Source organism: Paenibacillus turicensis (genome assembly GCF_017873435.1).
GTDB classification, from domain to species: Bacteria; Bacillota; Bacilli; order Paenibacillales; family Paenibacillaceae; genus Fontibacillus; species Fontibacillus turicensis.
Genome location: NZ_JAGGKG010000028.1, coordinates 1 through 19,414, shown reverse-complemented (window position 1 = coordinate 19,414; position 19,414 = coordinate 1). Strand labels below are relative to the sequence as shown.

Here is a 19,414-nt window from a genome sequence, read left to right as displayed (position 1 = left end):
TACTCCTTTTATTTCTTACCTAATGCTGTCGCTACGTTATTAATTAATTCGATAAACGTTTCGATAGATTCATTGGTATAAGTATCATTTGGAGCATAAACAATTTGCCCTTTAGTAATCGCAGTTGTATTTTTCAGAGCCGGCGCTTTATCAATTACATCTTGAGCAGGGACAGCATCTTTTGAAGAAGAGATAGCAGCATCACGATCCAATACAAAAATCCAGTCTGGATTGCTTTGTGCAATTGCTTCAACCGAAATTTCATCACCTTGATGGTCCGAAGAAGATTTATCAACTTCTAGAGAAGGAGTCCAACCCAAAATTTCATACAATGGTCCCCATACTCGTCCAGAATGTGGAGCAGAGAATCCGATGTTGCCACCAGATACAACAACACTCATAATCTTATCTGTTCCATTGTATGCGGATTTTGCTGCTTCAATCGCGGTATCTAACTCGGCATTTAATTTAGCTGCATCTTCTTGCTTATCAAAAATTTTACCTAAATTCGTGGTTGCATCTTTAAGTCCGTTAACTAAGTTTTCTCCAGGTTGACCTTCTTTACCAGAAACATCAAAATTAAGGTCAATCACTGCGGCATTTGGCACTAACTTCTTAATATCCTCGTAAAAGCTAGCAAATCTTTGTCCAACAATGACAAGATCTGGATCTACAGATGCTAATAATTCAAGATTAGGTTCACGATGATTCCCAATATTTTGTACTGCATCATCCTTTACATAAGGGGAATCTGTAGGCATAACGTCCTTTGGCACGGCTACTATTTTAACGTCCCAAGCTGCTAAAGTTTCAAAAGTTCTGTTATCAAGAGCAACCACCTTTTTTGGATTAATAGGAACAGTCACTTTCCCATGAGCATCTGTAATTTCAACGGTTGATGGTGCAGTGGTCGTAGCCGCATTAGTACTTGTCGTATCTGATTTTGTAGTACTAGAATTAGCAGATTTATTCGTTGAGTTTGAGCATGCTGTTAACGCCAAAGCAAAGACCGCCACCCAAATCATTAATAATTTTGAAACCTTGTTCTTTCTCATTGTATATATCCCCCTGTTTTTGAGCTTGCCTGACAAGCTATGTATTTTTGATGAAACCAATAATTGATATTGATTCTCAATCTCAATGGTTTTCATTATATCAAATTAGAAATATTTTTCAACCCATCATCGATTTTTCCTGAGTAACATCATTTTTCAAATGATAACGGAGTGCCTTTTAGCGTGCTTGTATTGTATACTGTGAAAGATAAAAACTATATTGATATAAATGGGGAATGAACATGAACAAACATAGAATTTATACAACAAGTGTAGCCAGTGTATACCCTCATTATGTTGCGAAGGCAGAGCGAAAAGGACGTACAAAATTAGAAGTTGATGAAATCATTAGTTGGTTGACAGGATATAGTCAAGAAGAGTTAGAGTCACACCTAGAAAAGAAAACAGATTTTGAAACCTTTTTTGCAGAAGCCAAGCTTAACCCGCTACGATCTTTAATTACAGGTGTGGTTTGTGGTGTGAAAGTGCAGGAGATTGAAGAACCAACGATGCGAGAAATTCGTTGTTTAGATAAGCTGATTGATGAGTTAGCGAAGGGAAAAGCAATGGAGAAGATTTTGCGGAAGGAAAAATAAAAAGAGAAAAGAAGGGAGCAGCTTTACTATGAAACCTGCATCACGGCTAATGCCATCTCCCAGTCAAATTCGCTTTCATGCTGCAACTCTGGTTCTTTTTTTTCTTAATGTATTTGTGCTGATACCTATTTTAGCGGTGCCTACAGAAAGGCTCTATAGATATCTTCTTTTCCCCCCTTTGCTTATAATGAACATATGGGCATTGCTACTGATTTTGTTTCCAGTATTTTTGCAGAAGAGCTACGTTGTGTTTAGAGGCGTATTTGGGGTGGTTTGCAGTCTTAGTTTACTTTTTATCATGCAACTATTTGCCTATTCCATGCTGAATTTGGATACTCCGCTTTTTGCAATTGGAACTTTGTTTGCATACGGATTTGCACTGTATGATTATCTAAAACGGAACCGCAAAAAAGCCAAAAGGCAGACGAACACCCTTTGGCGTAAGCAGAAAAATAATAATCGGAGTTCGCTCGGGTGGAGTAGATCAGTCGCCTCATTGGTAGGACTAGGTTATCTTGTTGCCAATGTTACACTTGGTTTTGTTACACAGCAATTTGTTGTAGTTGTCCTCATTTTGAGCTATGGTATGCTCAGCTACACTGTATTTCATTTTGTGCTGGAACTTGAACGTTATTTTTCGCCCTCCAGATAGCTGTCATCTCATGGCTGTATTATTGCCGCCTTAAATTTGAAATAGATTTTATTCATTTGGATACGCTATTCTTATAGTTAAAGGATATTTATAGCCCGTACATTACAACATGTTAAGGAGAGATTGGTATGATTCATCGCATTGGACAAGTTATGTTGTATGTGGATAATCAAGATGAAATACTTCGTTTTTGGACAGAGAAGGTGGGCTTTAGTGTTATTGCTGAGAGTGGGAAAGATGAAGATTTCCGATGGATCGAAATTGCACCAAGTAAAGCTGCTGAAACAAGCTTTGTGTTACATAACAAGCAAGTGATTGCGGAGATGCAACCTGAGTTGAATTTAGGCACACCTTCGATTCTTTTATTTGCGGATAATTTGGAGGAATTGTATGGTGAATTTAAGAATAAAGGAATTACCGTAGGGGACATGGTTCAAATGCCAACGGGTGAAAAAGTATTTAACTTTGCGGATCCCGAAAATAATTATTTTGCGATTGTGGAGAAAAAGCAATAGAACATAGATATTCAACATCAATCCTTGTAGGAGGAATTATTGGAGTTGTTGTAGTATTATGACTTCATAATTCCTCCTGAAAAGGAAACTGGAGATCATACTAGCTGGGAACATACCACGTGATTCTCTCTCTATTTTTTAAAATCAGGAATTGGTGGTATTTTATCTAGCTTCTCAAAGTTAGCAGGATTTAATTTAAATCGTTGATCATACTTTTCAGGGTTTGTAATATTTTCCCCTTCAGTACTTCTCCATGAAAAATAGCAGGTTTCACAAATAAACACTTCCCAAGCATCATCAACGGGTGCTTTCGTTAACAACTCGATATTTTTAGAGTCACATCTAGGACAAATCATCAATGATTACTCCCTTCTTTAATTAAGCTACGTAAAATTACGGACCATTCCTCGGTTTTTACAGGTACAGCTAATAACTCCGTTTCCCGTCCATAATCGGGTGCTACAGGTGTCGTGGCATCAATGACTAATTTGGTGTGCATTCCTGCTGGCTCAGAGGAGGGATCTAGTGGCATGCCTGGGGCATAGGGGATTTTGAACACATCCTTATCTGGACGCACACGTGTCGTTAACGCCCACATCACCTGCTCTAAATTAAATGGATCAACAAATTCATCCACCACGATTACGATTTTACTATAAGGCATGCCATGTGGCGTGGATAATAAGCGCATTGCAACTGCTTTCCCATAGCCGCCAAAACGAGATTTAGTAGATACAATGACGCCAATTCCATGGGTATACATTGCATTCACCGCTTCTACCTCAGGGAAATCGCGTTTTAATTGATCATAAAGTGGGATGCTTGTATTTAATGCAATTAAATAATCAAGCTCTGTCCAAGGCATTCCTAAATACAAGTTTTCAAAAATTGGATTTTGACGATGTGTTATTTTTGTTATTTTAACAACAGGCTGTAAACGAGAACCAGAATAGCTTCCAGGGAATTCACCAAAGGGCCCCTCTATTTCTCGTATCCGTGGTTCAATGTAACCCTCTAACACAATTTCACTACGAGCAGGGATATCGAGATCACCAGCTTCACTTTTTGTTAATTCAATAGGTTCCCCTTTTAACGCGCCTGCAAAGTCATATTCAGATTGAACATAAGCGATGGGGGTACTGGACATAAAGCTTAAGACGGGATCGTTACCTAAACAAATCGCAATGGGCAGAGGTTCATTTTTTTCCTCAGCATTTCGTAGGTGGATGGCAATGTCGTGAAAGGGGAGTGGTTGGATTGCAACTTTATCTTTTCCTTTAACCTGAATCCGATAAGTTCCTGCATTTTGCTCATCATAGCTGTTAGGGTTGTTTGGGTTTTTACTTACAATGAGTGCTTTTGAGAGATAAAAACCCGCGTCAAACTCATTAATTCGGAATAAAGGGAGAACTTCAAATAAATTGATATTATCTTCAATGATAACCTCCTTTATGGGGGCATTTTTTTTATCTACCCACACCGGTTTTATAGGATATTGGTCCCACAATCTTTTTAGTTCAAAAAATTGCTCTTTTACAGGGGTATCCTTGGGTAAGTTCAGCATTAAGGCATGATTTTGCCAAGAGCCATGTACGTTGAGAACAAGGGGCGTTTTGTAGCCCTTTATATTTTCAACAAGCACAGCAGGTCCATTTTCCATGTTGGGTGCAGCACGACCAATGGCACTTAAATCAGGTTCAGGCATGACTTGATCATGAATACGTACTAATTGATTTTCCGATTCAAGCAGCTGTAAAAATTGTCTTAAATCTCTATAACCCATTTGTGTATCCTCCTATCATTATTATGAAATTATAATAAATGGAAAAATATCCATCTATCTCTAATATACCAAAAAGAATATTGAGGTAAAATATTGATATTTAGATAGAATTAGGATATTGTGTTAACTAGGATTTTAATTTCATACAAATTTTTGCGGGGGGACGCTGTAGCGTTGAGAAGGTAAAACCTGACCCTTTGAACCTGTTGGTTAAGACCGGCGTAGGGAAGCATCTGTTTATTTTGTGGCTGTTCAGAGCGCTTGTCTTAGCGTAAGCAATCTTTTTTCGAAAAGGGGCTTACCATAGGTGAGCGCTTTTTTTAGTTTTGTTAGTCATGTTAGTTTTTTTAGGCTTGAGCTATTTTGATTACAAAAATTACTAGGAGGTTTTTTTGTTGAGTAATGAAACCTATCACTTAATTAATAAAGTTAGAGATACCAAGCCATTGATTCATCACATCACGAATTATGTAACTGTCAATGATTGTGCCAATATCACGTTGGCAATTGGTGCTTCGCCTGTGATGGCGGATTCATCGGATGAGGTGGAGGATATTGTAGGTATTTCTTCAGCTTTACTACTGAATATGGGGACACTTCATTTTAGAACGATTTATTCGATGAAAAAGGCGGGCAAGAAGGCAAATAGTGTGGGGACTCCAATTGTACTTGATCCCGTTGGTGTAGGGGCTTCACGCTTAAGAAATGATACGGCATTACAGCTAGTTGATGAGCTTAACATTGATGTGTTACGCGGAAATATTTCTGAAATTAAGTATTTTGCACACTTACACTCAGGGACAAAAGGTGTAGATGCCGCAGAAGCGAATACTAACAATTTGGATGATGCGATCGCTATTGCCAAAAAGGTTGCTTTGAAGCTAAAGTGTGTGGTTGCAATTACAGGCGCAATAGATATTGTGTCAGATGGAGAACAAGTCGTTGGCATTAAAAATGGACACCCGATGTTATCCAATTTGACTGGAACAGGCTGTATGTGTTCTTCGCTTATCGCTTCCTTTTGTGGTGCTAACCCTAAGCAGCCTTTTGACGCGACTGTTGCAGCATTGTTAACTATGGGGATTGCAGGTGAAATTGCGCATGAAGCCGCGGGACATATAGGGAATGGTAGCTTTCATATGGCACTACATGATGCAGTTAGTAAAATGGATGCCCAAGCTTTAGAACAAAAAGCTAGATTTTTGTAATTATTACCTACAACATTTGAATGTGGAGGAAAACGATGAATTCATTTTCAAAAGGTCTAAAAGAAAAAGCATTAGGAATATGGGAGGACTGCTACTATCATCCCTTTGTACAGGAGCTAGGACAAGGTATTCTTGATAAAAGTAAGTTTGAGTTTTATTTGGTTCAAGATTATCATTACCTGCTCCAATATGCGAAGGTATTTGCGTTAGGGGCGCTAAAATCAACGGATGAATCTTTGATGACTAAATTTAGTACGATTCAATATAGTATTTTAAATGACGAATTGGCTTTGCATCGTAAATATATGGCTGACTTTGGTCTTTCCCCAGCGCATATCACAGACACTAAGCCATCATTGTACAATCAGACCTATACGGCAAATATGTTAGCCGTGGGTCAAAGTGGGGGTGTAGATGAAATTATTGCTACGATCCTGCCTTGTGCATGGACATATGCAGACTTCGCCCAGCGTTTAAAACTAACGTATTCTGATCAACTTGAACAAAATTACTATAAATCATGGATCGATAATTACGCTAACGAAGAATTTGACGAAACATTTTTATGGATGTTTGATACGTTAGATGCCTTAGTAGCAAATAAGTCAGAGGAGCACCGTCAAAAAATCGAAGATATATTTGTTGCGAGTGTTCAGTTTGAATATTTATTTTGGGATATGGCTTATAAAACTGAATTATCGTATAAGTTATAAATTAGAAGGACTAGATCAAAGGACAGGTCCAAAATGTGATTTGGAAAAGGCAATTGAAGCACGAAGAACACCATCGGAAAGAGCACTGCTAGTACAAGAGATAAGCAATCAAGCTTCGACGGGGGAAGATGATCCAAATGGGGAAGCTGGAGAAATTGTTAATTGTAGATGCACAATGCAAGTAGTAATGGATTGAGGATTAAAATCCATTGTGTTAAGATAAGAATAGAAATAAGGACGGTCAGCCAACCGTCCTCTGTACAAACAACTTGAGTGGGGTTATCCTCCATGAAAGTTTTAGATCATGAAGAAGTGACCCACAGGCTGTCAACCTTGGAGTGGGTCACTTCTTTTTTCTATCAATATATGTTAAAAGTGCAATAATAAAAGCTGCAAACATAATGACATCGGAAAAAGAGAAGCTCATACGGTACACCTCCTTCCTGGAGGAAACCGCACCCACTCAAGGTGTGTTGTACAAGCTAAATTATAACATAGAGTCTACATTCATGTAGGCTCTTTTTGTCATTCGCTGGAAAGGGTAGAATAAAATGCTAAGAGAATTAAAGAACGTGGACATTGCTGATTTTTTGCGTGTAGTGCTCATGATTCAAACTCCTTTCTCATAAGCGATATGAAATTCATTAATATTCTGTACTGGTATTTTAGGAAATGAAAGCAGATAAGCATAGCGGAATGTGACTTCTATTTTATCTTCCTGTGGTCTTTTTGGTTGCGATTGTCTCAAATCTAACGGCGTTGCCTAGATGAGATTAAATAAATGTACTATTATAATTTCATGTTAATCTAATATTTGTTGATTACAATGTAAGGTCTGTTCATAATAAAGAAGATGAATAGGCTTTTTTATTCGAAGGGAGGGTTTGAAACGGAAACCACTAAGCATTTGCTTGCGCAATATGTAAAGGATTATATCGCAAGGTGGGATTTCTCAGGTGTAATTTATATTGTTAAGGAAGGCGAGGTTTTATTAGAAACTGCATCGGGCATGGCATGTTATGAATTCGAGGTCCCCAACACGATAAATACAAATTTTAGTTTAGCATCAATCACGAAGCAATTTACGGCTTTTGCGATTATGCAGTTATGGGATCAGGGAAAGTTAGACCTTCATAGTTCTGCTAACAACTATCTTCCTCCTAACTTAGCCATAGATAGCAGGATAACGATCCATCACCTGTTAAGCCATTCTTCTGGACTATCTCAATCTTATAATTTTGAAGAAGACTTTTTTGGAGTGTACAACCGAAATACTTATGTGAAACAGCAATATTTTGATGAATTTATCGATAGACCGCTAGCTTTTGAACCTGGTTGTAAGTATGAATATAATAATGCTGGTTATAACGTATTAGCATGGATTGTAGAGTATGTGAGTGGGCAAAGCTTTGATCAATATCTAGATGGCAACATATTCAAACCACTTGGCATGACTAATACTTATGTGGATACAGGAACGAATGTCATTAAAAATAGAGCATTCCCGTACGAATATGAGTGGACTGGTGTAGTAAAAGCGCAATATAGCAATGAAAGATTTAGCATCGGCGCAGCAGGGATTGTCTCTAATTGCCAAGACTTGTATAAATGGAATCAATGCTTGTTGCAACAAAAGCTACTCTCTCATCAGGGGTATGAATTCTATTTAGGTGAAAATCTAAATGGCTATTGCTATGGACTAGAGAAACAGCAATTTCATCATCACTTATGTTATGCTCATGGCGGTGATTTTATTGGGGTAATGACGTATATGCTGCATGGCTTTGATGACGATTTAAGTATTATTATTTTGTCTAATACTAGCTTTGGAAATCAATATAAGATGGCAAGTGCACTTTGCGATTTAATATTTACAGGTTCAACAGAAAAACCATTAGAGCATAAGGAAGTCTCTTTAACAGAAGAAGAAATCGCTACATATGAAGGGGTATATATTGAGGGCAAGCTTGAATTAAGGCACTCTAACGGTAAATGGTCATTAAACCGATTTAATAATGAACTGCAAATCCCTATCATTCCAATTGGTAACCATCAATTTCTAAGAATAGATTGTGATCAAAGAACACCCTATACTTTAGAGCAAGCGGCGGATGGTAAGATGTCATTATGGGGATATACTAAAAAATAATCATCGGAAAAACGCCCTATAAGATTTTACTCATAAAAAAGTAATCTTTTTGCATAAGCATTACGAAACTCAGTAGGTGTTAAGCCTACTATTTTTTTAAAGGATTTCATAAAATTATGGCTATCTGTGTAACCAAGCTGTGCTGCAATTTCATTAATATTTTGATTCGTGTCTGTTAATAAAAACTTAGCTAGCTCCATTTTTTGCTCTAGCATATATTGCTTTAAAGTGATACCAGACTTTTGACGGAACAGTTGGGATAAATATTTTTCATTATAATTGAAATGCTGCGCGATTTGTGAAACCTTTAGAGGTTCGCTGCGACTCCATTTAATATAATCCACGATGTCATTGTAAAGCTGATCCTGCTTACGTTGACTACGTTGATTGTGCTCCTTAGATAACGCCCAGACTTGATTATTTAATTCACATAAAATGGTGGTGGTCATGTAATCATTTAAGGTCTGCTCATTGTACTCCCGAACGCAATCCTGAAGCTGCTTCATTAGGACAATCATCTTTTCCACACTTGCTAGCTTCCCGTATTGTGGAATTACAATTTCCCCAGCATCTGCATGACTTAAAGCAGAAGTATCCCCAGTTAATTTTATATTGCTAGTAGATGTAGATAAATTGATTGCTTGTACACCATGCTCCGTTGAAAAATGAAGCCAATAAAAGCTGCAATCTGATGATTTATATCCATATTGGGGGGAGAGAGGGGGCAACAGCAAATATTCGCCATGGCTAACCAGAAATTGCTGCTCTCCATTGGACATATATAACGTTCCTTTTGTGACTACGACTAGCTCATAATCAAAAAGAATTCGATTCATATGCTTCCAATCTTCAGATGGAGCAACAAATTTCCCTGTGATCTCCATCTTGACAGGCTTGCTCACCATGATACGATATGCAGTCATGTAGGTTGCTCCCTCACTTTCCACCCATTATACTTTTACTTTGCAGACTTAGGTTTACTTATGCTCTCATTATAACGAACTTCATAGCTAAAATAACTAGATTTATAATTAATATAATTAGACTCATATTAACTTCATGTGAACTGTATGTTGATTTTATATTCCTCAGTATAACTTACATTCTCTGCCTTCACTAAAATATCAAGCTTAGTCATCGACTTGGTTAACGTCATCGTTCTTGCTTGGGTATCATCAATTAAAATGTTATTGACATATAGTAGTGCATTTTTATGAGCGGGTGTTGCTAACATACTCACCTCTGTTTGGTCAGAAGGGAGTGTTAACGTGTATTCATGCTGAGCAGGGTCAAATGCGGTAGACCATACCCCTGTGTTAAAGGATAAATGCTTAAGCTGTGCTTGCTCACTATAGCTATCCATCACCCGTAAAATATCATAAATGCCATTTCGCTTATTTGGCATCACAAACCGAACGACAATCTCGTTAACGTCAGAGGTTAATTCAGTGGGAATCAAATAACGTTTAACATAAAATGCTCGTGTTTGCTCAGTCATTAATGTTTCTGAAACAATAAGAGTATCATCAACATAAATTTCAATTTCCTTACCATTATTTCCAGAGAAATAAGTGACAGCTAAATAGTTTGGTTGATTTGCAAGCACCTTCATACGGTAGCTAAACCAGCCCCCATTTTCCGCTTCTCTTCCCGTATAGCCGTCCCATACAGTTACGGTTGTATTTTCACCCTGTACATGGTGCTCTAGCTCATATTGATCATTTCCGACTGGCAGGCTGTCGATCGTAGCCTCTGCAATCGTCTGGTTTTGCTTGCTTTGTAAAATATGTGCTTGTAGCTCTGCGGAATCCTTACCTACAAAATTCCAGTAGATGCCATAACGCTGCTCATGCTGTTTGTAATGGGGTGTAAATTGAAGTTTAGCATCCTCGTCTGTACCCCGCAATTCAAAGACCAAGTCTTCACTAACACGTACAAAATTTTGATCAAAATTGCTAAGCCATTCCTCGACAGTAGCTTGTGTAGGTGTTATAAAGTCCTTGACAAGCATATTTTTAGTGGGAACACTGACATTCACCCCAGTGGCAGATTGACTCATATCTGCTGTGCCTAATGCTGCACTAAGCACGATTGGCCCATATTTGAAGCCTAACACATGGGGGGCATCAGGTAATGAATGATAAGTTACCTTCATAGGCAATTGAATACAGATTTCATCTCCATTTTGCCAAGGATGTGTTAAAACAGCATAGTTATTTTCAATTTTATAGGAATACAATTCACCATTTACCGTAACGTGTGCTTGACCTGCAAGCCAATCTGGTAACCGTAGGCGTAGTGCAAAGGAGGCACTTTCACTTTTACTTTTATCTCCATCTCCACTTTTTGTATTAGGTAACAAGGTGATACGGAAGGTGGTGATATCCTGTATAGGAAGTGCCGACACCTGCTCCAGCTTTACGCCATGTTCTGGAGATTCAACGATGGAGCTAATATATTGGTTCACATAAATATTTTTATCATCATAAAAATAAATGCTGTCATTTAGCTTCGTAAAGCTCTCCATGCCCGTTCCTGTACAGCACCAAAAGTGCTCAAATGCAGAGCTATACACCTTAAAATAGCCAGTTGCCATCGGTTGAAAATACATTGTCATGCCTGAATGTGGATGCTGTGAGGAGAGGATCGCATTCATAAATGTATTTTCGTAAAAATCGGCGTATTTAACCTCACCTGTTAATTTGAATAGCTCCTTCGTTAGTTTAAGCATGTTGTAGGTGTTACACGTTTCTGCCGTAAAGTTAGAGCGTTCTGCATCTAAAATATCTGGCTCGCCAAAATGCTCCCATTCACTGTTCCCGCCTGTAATATAACTGTGATGATGAACGACCATATCCCAAAATTTTATCACGGATTGTAAGTAAAAAACTTCGCTTTCCCCAAGTACAAGATAGCGATTTAATGCACCAAGGAATTTAGGGATGGTGGTGTTGGCATGTTTGCCTTTTAAAATATCTTTGCCCCCTGATATTGGCTCAAACAACGTTAATTCATCAAATTGATGTGCTGCAAATAGATGATTTTCATTTTTTGTGATTTTATATAGCTCATATAAGCAGTCGTTCATGCCGCCATACTCTACAGATAACACCTGCTGATGTACTTCGGGTGACCAAGCCGAAGATCGGTTGTATACCCAATCGCCAAGCTGACTGACGATCTTATAAGCTGTAGCATGCTGAGTTACTTTGTAGATGGCACCAAGTCCTGCGATAATTTTGTGCATCGTATACCATGGTACCCAAGCGGGCTGCTTATTTTCTACATTATCAAATAACTGTTCAGGAAAAGCAGATAAGTATCCGCTTTCAAATTGACATATCTCTAAATCATCTAGAATGTAATTGATTTTGTCTAGAAATTCTGAATCATGACTGTTTAGATAAGCTTGTGCAATAGCGGTCATATAGTGACCAAGTGTATGCCCTCGGATTTCAGTATTTTCCCAGCCAGGATAGTTTGCGGCCTTTGGAGCTAACCCCCGAGTTTGACGAAATGCAGATAAAAGACGATCTAGCTCATAGTTTTTTAAATAACGATATTCCTTGTCAAAGGCGTTTGAAATATAGGTATCCGTCATTTGTACTTGATTCATCGGGAAGTCCTGTAAGGTTCCTAGTGGGAGTGTCACAAAGGAATTATTTTTTAACATTTTCGGTAGAGTCTCCTTTTTATTTCTGATGTGATTAGGGAGTGCATTACAAATTAAGCTTAGCTTTTTCACTCAATATATGTAAATGGAGCAAGGTTTGAATAAGTGTAAAAAAGTTAGATTTGTCGATATTATTTTTTCGTGGTGTGTTGACCTTGACTTGAAATGATATACTTTTAAAGTTGAATTTATTAAATTTTTATAAATTAAAGATTTAGCTTAAGGGGGATAAGGCGTTGGAACTAGGGATTAGCACCTTTGCAGAAACAACACCCGATGTTGTAACTGGAGAAACGATGAGTCATGCGAAGCGATTGCGTGAGGTGGTAGAGGAAATTATACTTGCCGATGAGGTGGGGCTTGATGTATACGGAGTTGGTGAACACCATCGTCCAGATTTTGCGGCTTCATCTCCTGCTGTGGTGATGGCAGCGGCGGCATCTCGTACAAAACATATAAGATTAACAAGTGCAGTGATGATTTTATCTTCTTCCGATCCTGTACGTGTATTTCAAGATTTTTCCACCTTAGATGGCGTTTCGGATGGACGAGCAGAACTGATGATCGGAAGAGGGTCTTTTACGGAATCGTTCCCATTGTTTGGTTGTGATTTGAATCAATATGAAGAGTTATTTGAGGAAAAATTAGACCTATTATTACAACTTCAGAAATCGGAGAAAATAACTTGGGAAGGAAAATATCGACCTGCGATACATAACCTAGGTATTTATCCTCGTCCTGTACAAGCACAACTACCGATATGGATTGCGAGTGCAGGCAGAAAAGAATCCGCGATACATGCAGGACAGCTTGGCTTACCTTTTGCCTTGGCGATTATCGGGAACGTTCATCCTTCTTCTTATGCAGAGCATGTAAGGTTATATAAAGAGGCTGCTGCCCAAGCAGGGCATGACGTCTCATCCCTTCCGATTGCAACGCACTCTCATGGCTTTGTAGCTAAAACCACGCAGGAGGCGATGGAGAAATTTTTCCCTTCCACGCATGCCCGTACGAATGTTAGAGCGGTTGAAAAAGGTTTACCCGCTTATCATCGTGAAGATTTTGATGCAGCTTGCCAGTTTGATGGCGCCTTGTATGTCGGTGATCCACGAACCGTCGCTGACAAAATCATTTACCTTCGCAAGCATGTTGGCGTAACAAGATTTTTATTACATGTGCCGCATGGCTCAATGCCACACGCTGACGTAATGGAGGCGATCCGTTTATTTGGTACAGAGGTAGCTCCTTTGGTGCGCAAGGAAATTGCGGAGTGGGAGCAAGGGAAGGAATAGCATAGGAATAGCATATTGAATGACGTTCAGTTAATGCTCATAAACGGCATCCCTTTTTGTTGTTGCCTCAACCGATTTCCTACTGTCGTTATAAAGCGCTGTGCTTTAATTGATAATTTGTAATCATCTATAATCTCACCCAGCCGAAACGGAACGAAACGTTGCTTAATTTGAGGGGCACAGCCTGGATAAACTGGGCATCATGAGCAATTCGCCCTTAACCGAGTAATGGCCTGACTAAGGGCGGATTGGCTCACATTCAGTATCTTTGCCGTCTCCACAAGTGATTTCATTTTTGCCACTTCAATGATATAGACTAATTGCTCAATGTTCATATCTTTACCCCTGTCCTCCTTGTTAAGTAATAGTTAACAATACTTTAAATACAATAACTTTAGTTAAGTAAAACAAATTGTTATAATGGATATAACCATTATATTAAGGAGGTGAGGGTAGGCATATGTGGTTGTGGTCTTCACATTTGTTTATATGATCTTTTTTGAAAGCGCTTCATTAATGAGACTTACGCCTCTAAAAAGCAAATTTTTCTGGAGCTGATCATATTTAATGAAAGCTTCAAAGAACTTATAAAAAATGTGAAAAATTAAAATAATAGTATAATAGTATGTTTCTAAATGGGCTTAAACCAATAAACAAACGTTACACAAATGGATACTATAAACGAGGAAAGCAGGGATAAATAATGGGAAAATTTACTGATAAAGTTGCCATTGTTACAGGCGGGGCTTCCGGTATAGGTTATGCAATTGTTGAAGCGTTGCTCAATGAAGGTGCACGAGTGGCCATTGCTGATCTGAATAAGGATAAGCTTGCCGAGATTGAGAAAGTCCATGCAGACAAAGTCATTGGCTGTATGGTGAATGTGACGAAGGAAGCAGATATTGAAGAGCTGGTGGCAAAAACGGTGGAGAAATTTGGTGAACTTGACTTTGCGTTTAATGTGGCTGGTGCTTCAAAGCCGGGAGCAATTGTTGACCAAAGTGAACAGGATTGGGACTTCACAGTTGACTTGTGCCTAAAGGGAGTATTCCTGTCCGTTAAGCATGAAGCCAAGTATATGAAGGAAAACGGCGGTGGAGCCATTGTTAACGTGGCATCGCTGAACTCCCATGTTCCTATGTTCTACGGCGCAGCCTATTCCTCAGCGAAAGCAGGTGTAGAGATGCTGACTAAGAATGCCGCGTTAGAACTGGCGCAGCATCAAATTCGCGTGAATGCCCTTTTGCCTGGGTTGGTTGCTACACCGCTGACAAGTGGATTAACGAATGTTGAAGCTATCAATGAAGCTTATATGGAACGCATTCCAATGCGCCGTGCAGCTGATCCTAAAGAAATGACGGGGCCAGCCCTGTTCTTGGTTAGTGACGAAGCCTCCTATGTCAATGGCGCCAGTCTAATTGTAGACGGGGGTTGGGCCGTCACAGGTTATCCTGATTTGAGCAAATTTATGTAATACAAGAATAAACCGCTTGTTTCTCCTGAAATTTGGAGTAAGCTTGCGGTTTTTTATTTAAAAAAATGTTGACACGCCCTCTGGAATATTATATATTATAGGAGTCGCTTTTGACGAAAGTAAATTAATTCCTTAAAGTAAAGTCACATTGAAACCAATATTTTAAATGTAACTTTACACTCATATTGTGGATTGTTAGCTCAGTTGGTAGAGCATCTGACTCTTAATCAGGCGGTCCAGGGTTCGAGTCCCTGACAATCCATAGCAGAGAACGATAGTAGATATCGTTCTTTTTTTGTGTTTATATTTTGAAAAATAAATCTCTAAGCAAATCTGATTATGATTTTTTAGTAAATATAATATGAATAATTGGTAAAATTTATGTTAAAATACATTATTAATGCTTGCTAGAATATATGTAAATAAAAAATTAACTTATAGAAAAGAGGTTAAATTATGATTACAGGCTTGTTTGAAACACATATTAATGTTGCTAATTTAGAAAGATCAGCAGACTTTTATGAAAATAAGCTAGGATTAACTTTAGCCTATGAGGATAATAGACGTTGTCGTTTTTATTGGCTGGGCGGTCCTAAAAAAGCGATGTTAGGTTTATGGGAGAAGGAACCGAATCAAATTATTTCCCAACATTATGCATTTGAAACCTCAAATGAAAAAATGAAAGGCATTGTTCCTTGGTTAAAGGAACGTGGTATTCAAGTACGTAATTTTTTAAATGATGGTACGGAGGAACCATTTGTGTTTGGATGGATGCCGGCTGTTGCTATATACTTCTCAGATCCTGATGGACACACATTGGAATTCATATCCATTTTACCCGATGAACCGCAGCCTGAATTAGGTGTTGTTGCTTGGAAACAGTGGGAATTACAGCATGGTAGAAGCCTAGAAGCTTAAAGCTTAAAAGGAAAGAAGAGGATAAGACCAAGTATAAAGCTTTACTTAGACCTAGATTTAGAATTTAAGTAGCTGTAATGGAATGCATGTACAATCCAATACAGCTACTTTTTTATAGCAGATCACCAATTTTCTTTAACGTAAGCTAAAAACTCTACAATAATAGAAGCGATTGCTTCCTCTTGGGGCAGATGTATGTATTTACTTGAGTTTTGAATGTCATCTTTAAAAAGTTCAATTAATTTCATTGTTGCTTCTTGATCATCATTTTTTGTTGCCTCCAGCAATGCTATGAATTGACTGTCTGGGATAATTGTTGAAGCATTTTTCTTTTCCATTTATTCACCGCCTGTTGACTCAAATTAAGATCCTTAGACACTTCTGCTTCAGTCTGATCTTGAATATACAGCTTATGTAAAATTAATCTTCCCTTAGGAGGTAAGCTGCTGATAAGGTCATTAACTAAAATTTTGTTGTCTACTTGCGTAGTAAAATCACACTGTAAATTTGACTGTAAACCTAATGGTAAATAGGATTGCAAACGAGTCTTGGAGCTGATCGTGTTTGTATCCTGATAAGGTATCTCATGATTGCGAATTTTTTTAGCTCTGTATTGTACTCTCCAGCCAATACGATATATTTCTGTCTGATAGGCTTGAAATATACTTTTCTTCTCTTTTAATCTCGTCACAGTTTTAATTCCTCCTATTCATTTTTTAGCTTTTTTTTAATTACTGAATTAATTATGTATACCTATAGGGTAACAATAAATATATTTTTACAACCAAAATAGAACATTTGTTCTTATTATACCATATTTTACAATAAGGTTGTAATGTAAGGCAATAAAGCTCCTATATATATGAGGGCACAAAATAATGCCTATCTTATCTATTTAAGGAGTGTTAATAATGAAAAAAGTATTGTATGTTCCTTTGGATGACAGACCTGTAAACTTGGACGATGTTATTATGCAAGGGAAAAGTGCAGGGATTTCGGTAATTACGCCACACGCCAAGGATATTAAAAATAGGTTAGACACAGCGATGACGGCTGAAGGCACACGGGTTACAAGTACATACAATCCAAGCTTTGGGGACCCACAGCAATTACGTGTATTTATTGAGCAAAATGCTCATAAAGTGGATGGATTTATTATTTCAATAGATATGCTTGTGTACGGTGGTTTAATTGGTAGTCGTCGTCTTCGTTCAAATGGAGGAGGGGCTTATCCAGATTATGATCCTTCCGCAAATTATTTGTTAGAGGTATTAACTCAAATTAAAGAGCAATATCCACAAAAGCCGTTATATGTAATGGATACAATTATGCGACTTGCGACTACCGTCCAAGTAGAAGGCTTGACGATGGATGCCTATACCGAATCTAGAAGCTTAATGCAGCAGCCACGCCCCGATGAGCAAGATTTTGAGTCGATTTTGCAAGATTATGATAAGAAGGAAGATGAAGATTACTTTGAAGAAAGTATCTATTTTAATAAAGAGCAATATTACAATGCGCGGCGTCATAAATTTAAAACTAATCGTTATGTTTTAGAGCAGCTAGCGAAGCAAGGTATCATTGACTTTTTAGCTATTGGTGTTGATGATGCCTATGTTTCAGGGGTGCAGGCAAATGAAATTCACTGGATTGAACGTAAAATTAATGAATGGCTTGAAGGTAATCAAGGGCAAAATCGAGATAAAGCTATTATTTTACCGGACGCGGATGGTTTAGGACATGCATTGCTTGCTAGAATGGCGACAGTCTTATATGGTGTCGATTCTAAACTAAAGTATGGCGTAACATATTTTGGTCCCCATGGATCAACGATTATTAATCCATATGAATATATGAGCGTACATCAGAACATTGTACATCATATTGATATTATTGGCGGAACATTGGAGTCAGATTCAGATTCAAATTCAAAGTCAGATTCAAAGCATCAATATGATGTCCATGTCATCGCAATTACCGATCCATTAGAAAGTCCAGCGGCAGTAGAAGTCATGGAGGCGAACGCAAGCCAACAAATTCCGACGGTTGTTGTTGATTTTACAGGTGGAGGGGCAGCGAATGAAGCTGTAACCAAGGCTTTGTTGGACAGCCCTGCAACAGGTCAATTGTTTGGTTATAGTGGCTGGAACACTGCTGGCAATAAGCTAGGTATTGCACTAGGCATGGCTCAAGCTAGATACATTTTCCTAAAAAAAGAAACATCGATCTCTCTTTTGAATTCAAGTCTAGCAGCACATGGCTCATTATTGTTCAAGCGGTTTTTAAAGGATTACTATTATAAAAAGCTGGTGATTGCAGTTATCCGTAATGCGTCTAATGAACGCGCTAAATATACTAATGTTACTGGACACCAAAACCTAGTTTTGTTCCACACCCCTAGTGAATATACCTTATTTACAGCGATATTACGTGACGAAATGCAACAAGCTACTGCACAATTAGCTTTACAGCCAGCATTTTCATCAGTCCAATTTCATGAAGCGAAGCAAATATGGAAAATTGATGAGCATACGTGGCATTATGCGTCCTATGGGGATGTTACGCTTGATGAATCCAATCCAGCCTTTACATGGGGGCGAGCCTTTGAAGTTACCCTACAGCCACAGGTTGTTTTTAAAATGTATAATATTAACTAAAAAACTATTATTTTAAATTTTAGGTAAATAGTATATAATAGAGTAGAATCGGCCGATTCTACTTTGATAGAAGGAGAGATGGAAGTGAAGATTAAAAAGATACTCACAATTCTTTTAACTTCAATGTTGCTACTCACTTCATCAACGTCAGTTTTTGCTTCAGAAACAACTCCTGAAGCTATATCAACAATAACACCTACAGCAGTAGGGTTTGGGGATTCTAAAGCACAAGCAATACCATTGCTTAACGGAGATAGATTCACTTCTTATTTAGCCAGTAGTACGGATGAAGACTGGTATAAGTGGACTAATAACACAGGTAGTTTAAAATATGTTGGAGCTTTCTATCAACCTCAAACTTTTGATGGTGCTTATCGTTTAGGTATGGAAATTGATTATACACCAACGCGAAGTCTACTTAGGGTTTATGCCAGTGATTTTGGTAACCCCTCAAATCCAGGAATTATTATTAACCCACTAATTCCACCTGGGGCAACAGTATACTTCATAATAGACTCTGTTAATTACGCAACAAAGGTATATACTTTTGATTTTAGAGTTTATGATTTTTAACTGATTCATATTCACTTTTTTATTTAAGAGCATCCTCACATGAGGGTGCTTTTATTTATCCTGCGTGCCCAGAGGCACGCATCATCTAGTTGGTGTAAGTCCGACCGAAGGAGGGACCAAGCCACCTTCGTAGCTAGGATACCTACGTATAGCGAA

General features: G+C 38.2%; 20 protein-coding genes, 1 tRNA gene and 1 riboswitch. Of the genes, 13 read left to right on the top strand and 8 right to left on the bottom strand.

What is annotated here, in order from left to right:
• Nucleotides 1-8: 8 nt before the first annotated feature.
• Nucleotides 9-1,055, bottom strand: a complete 1,047-nt coding sequence (locus tag J2Z32_RS20800; RefSeq protein WP_210091124.1) for a siderophore ABC transporter substrate-binding protein — start codon at nucleotides 1,053-1,055, stop codon at nucleotides 9-11.
• 242 nt (nucleotides 1,056-1,297) lie between these two features.
• On the opposite strand from J2Z32_RS20800, the gene J2Z32_RS20795 reads away from it, so the two are divergent.
• From J2Z32_RS20795 to J2Z32_RS20785, 3 genes are all read left to right on the top strand, one after another.
• Complete coding sequence (locus J2Z32_RS20795; protein ID WP_210091123.1) at nucleotides 1,298-1,651, top strand: DUF2200 domain-containing protein; 354 nt, start codon at nucleotides 1,298-1,300, stop codon at nucleotides 1,649-1,651.
• 298 nt (nucleotides 1,652-1,949) lie between these two features.
• Nucleotides 1,950-2,303 carry a hypothetical protein gene (locus J2Z32_RS20790; protein WP_210091122.1) on the top strand — a complete coding sequence of 118 codons (354 nt, stop codon included), beginning with the start codon at nucleotides 1,950-1,952 and terminating at the stop codon, nucleotides 2,301-2,303.
• Nucleotides 2,304-2,431: 128 nt separating this feature from the next.
• Nucleotides 2,432-2,818: a VOC family protein gene (locus J2Z32_RS20785; RefSeq protein ID WP_210091121.1), complete on the top strand. Its 387-nt coding sequence runs from the start codon at nucleotides 2,432-2,434 to the stop codon at nucleotides 2,816-2,818.
• A gap of 131 nt (nucleotides 2,819-2,949) precedes the next feature.
• Here J2Z32_RS20785 and J2Z32_RS20780 read toward each other — a convergent pair whose 3' ends face one another.
• Nucleotides 2,950-3,177, bottom strand: a complete 228-nt coding sequence (locus J2Z32_RS20780) for a non-oxidative hydroxyarylic acid decarboxylases subunit D (protein ID WP_210091120.1) — start codon at nucleotides 3,175-3,177, stop codon at nucleotides 2,950-2,952.
• Entirely contained in the window at nucleotides 3,174-4,601 is a 1,428-nt protein-coding gene (locus tag J2Z32_RS20775) for a non-oxidative hydroxyarylic acid decarboxylases subunit C (protein ID WP_210091119.1), read from the bottom strand. Before J2Z32_RS20775 ends, J2Z32_RS20780 begins: the two co-directional genes overlap by 4 nt.
• Nucleotides 4,602-4,748: 147 nt before the next feature.
• Nucleotides 4,749-4,847: riboswitch (TPP riboswitch) on the top strand.
• Nucleotides 4,848-4,996: 149 nt separating this feature from the next.
• On the opposite strand from J2Z32_RS20775, the gene thiM reads away from it, so the two are divergent.
• The 4 genes from thiM (at nucleotide 4,997) to J2Z32_RS20755 (ending at nucleotide 8,671) form a co-directional block, all read left to right on the top strand.
• Nucleotides 4,997-5,809 (top strand): hydroxyethylthiazole kinase, encoded by an 813-nt coding sequence (thiM, locus tag J2Z32_RS20770; RefSeq protein WP_245251667.1) that lies wholly within the window; start codon nucleotides 4,997-4,999, stop codon nucleotides 5,807-5,809.
• Nucleotides 5,810-5,844: 35 nt separating this feature from the next.
• Entirely contained in the window at nucleotides 5,845-6,522 is a 678-nt protein-coding gene (gene tenA, locus J2Z32_RS20765) for a thiaminase II (protein WP_210091117.1), read from the top strand.
• Between the two features lie 40 nt (nucleotides 6,523-6,562).
• Nucleotides 6,563-6,718, top strand: a complete 156-nt coding sequence (locus tag J2Z32_RS20760) for a hypothetical protein (RefSeq protein WP_210091156.1) — start codon at nucleotides 6,563-6,565, stop codon at nucleotides 6,716-6,718.
• Nucleotides 6,719-7,375: 657 nt separating this feature from the next.
• Nucleotides 7,376-8,671, top strand: a complete 1,296-nt coding sequence (locus J2Z32_RS20755; RefSeq protein WP_210091116.1) for a serine hydrolase domain-containing protein — start codon at nucleotides 7,376-7,378, stop codon at nucleotides 8,669-8,671.
• Nucleotides 8,672-8,697: 26 nt separating this feature from the next.
• Here J2Z32_RS20755 and J2Z32_RS20750 read toward each other — a convergent pair whose 3' ends face one another.
• On the bottom strand, nucleotides 8,698-9,594 hold the full coding sequence (locus J2Z32_RS20750; RefSeq protein WP_210091115.1) for an AraC family transcriptional regulator: 897 nt from the start codon (nucleotides 9,592-9,594) through the stop codon (nucleotides 8,698-8,700).
• Nucleotides 9,595-9,728: 134 nt separating this feature from the next.
• Nucleotides 9,729-12,344 carry a beta-L-arabinofuranosidase domain-containing protein gene (locus J2Z32_RS20745; protein ID WP_210091114.1) on the bottom strand — a complete coding sequence of 872 codons (2,616 nt, stop codon included), beginning with the start codon at nucleotides 12,342-12,344 and terminating at the stop codon, nucleotides 9,729-9,731.
• Between the two features lie 236 nt (nucleotides 12,345-12,580).
• On the opposite strand from J2Z32_RS20745, the gene J2Z32_RS20740 reads away from it, so the two are divergent.
• Nucleotides 12,581-13,636 (top strand): Atu2307/SP_0267 family LLM class monooxygenase, encoded by a 1,056-nt coding sequence (locus J2Z32_RS20740; RefSeq protein ID WP_210091113.1) that lies wholly within the window; start codon nucleotides 12,581-12,583, stop codon nucleotides 13,634-13,636.
• A gap of 200 nt (nucleotides 13,637-13,836) precedes the next feature.
• On the opposite strand, the gene J2Z32_RS20735 is transcribed toward J2Z32_RS20740, so the two are convergent.
• Nucleotides 13,837-13,971: a LysR family transcriptional regulator gene (locus tag J2Z32_RS20735; RefSeq protein WP_210091112.1), complete on the bottom strand. Its 135-nt coding sequence runs from the start codon at nucleotides 13,969-13,971 to the stop codon at nucleotides 13,837-13,839.
• A gap of 368 nt (nucleotides 13,972-14,339) precedes the next feature.
• Here J2Z32_RS20735 and J2Z32_RS20730 point away from each other — a divergent pair, with 368 nt between their 5' ends.
• The 3 genes from J2Z32_RS20730 (at nucleotide 14,340) to J2Z32_RS20720 (ending at nucleotide 16,028) form a co-directional block, all read left to right on the top strand.
• Nucleotides 14,340-15,110 carry an SDR family NAD(P)-dependent oxidoreductase gene (locus J2Z32_RS20730; RefSeq protein WP_210091111.1) on the top strand — a complete coding sequence of 257 codons (771 nt, stop codon included), beginning with the start codon at nucleotides 14,340-14,342 and terminating at the stop codon, nucleotides 15,108-15,110.
• Nucleotides 15,111-15,299: 189 nt separating this feature from the next.
• A tRNA-Lys gene (locus tag J2Z32_RS20725) sits at nucleotides 15,300-15,372 on the top strand.
• Nucleotides 15,373-15,566: 194 nt separating this feature from the next.
• The gene (locus J2Z32_RS20720; protein ID WP_210091110.1) at nucleotides 15,567-16,028 is read left to right on the top strand and encodes a VOC family protein; all 462 of its coding nucleotides are present in this window, start codon (nucleotides 15,567-15,569) and stop codon (nucleotides 16,026-16,028) included.
• Between the two features lie 122 nt (nucleotides 16,029-16,150).
• Here J2Z32_RS20720 and J2Z32_RS20715 read toward each other — a convergent pair whose 3' ends face one another.
• Both J2Z32_RS20715 and J2Z32_RS22665 read right to left on the bottom strand, forming a co-directional pair.
• Nucleotides 16,151-16,366: a hypothetical protein gene (locus J2Z32_RS20715; RefSeq protein WP_210091155.1), complete on the bottom strand. Its 216-nt coding sequence runs from the start codon at nucleotides 16,364-16,366 to the stop codon at nucleotides 16,151-16,153.
• On the bottom strand, nucleotides 16,318-16,719 hold the full coding sequence (locus J2Z32_RS22665) for a sigma factor-like helix-turn-helix DNA-binding protein (RefSeq protein WP_210091109.1): 402 nt from the start codon (nucleotides 16,717-16,719) through the stop codon (nucleotides 16,318-16,320). Before J2Z32_RS22665 ends, J2Z32_RS20715 begins: the two co-directional genes overlap by 49 nt.
• Before the next feature lie 220 nt (nucleotides 16,720-16,939).
• Here J2Z32_RS22665 and J2Z32_RS20705 point away from each other — a divergent pair, with 220 nt between their 5' ends.
• Nucleotides 16,940-18,685 (top strand): DUF4127 family protein, encoded by a 1,746-nt coding sequence (locus J2Z32_RS20705; RefSeq protein WP_210091108.1) that lies wholly within the window; start codon nucleotides 16,940-16,942, stop codon nucleotides 18,683-18,685.
• Between the two features lie 84 nt (nucleotides 18,686-18,769).
• Complete coding sequence (locus J2Z32_RS20700) at nucleotides 18,770-19,258, top strand: hypothetical protein (RefSeq protein ID WP_210091107.1); 489 nt, start codon at nucleotides 18,770-18,772, stop codon at nucleotides 19,256-19,258.
• The last annotated feature ends 156 nt before the right edge of the window (nucleotides 19,259-19,414 follow it).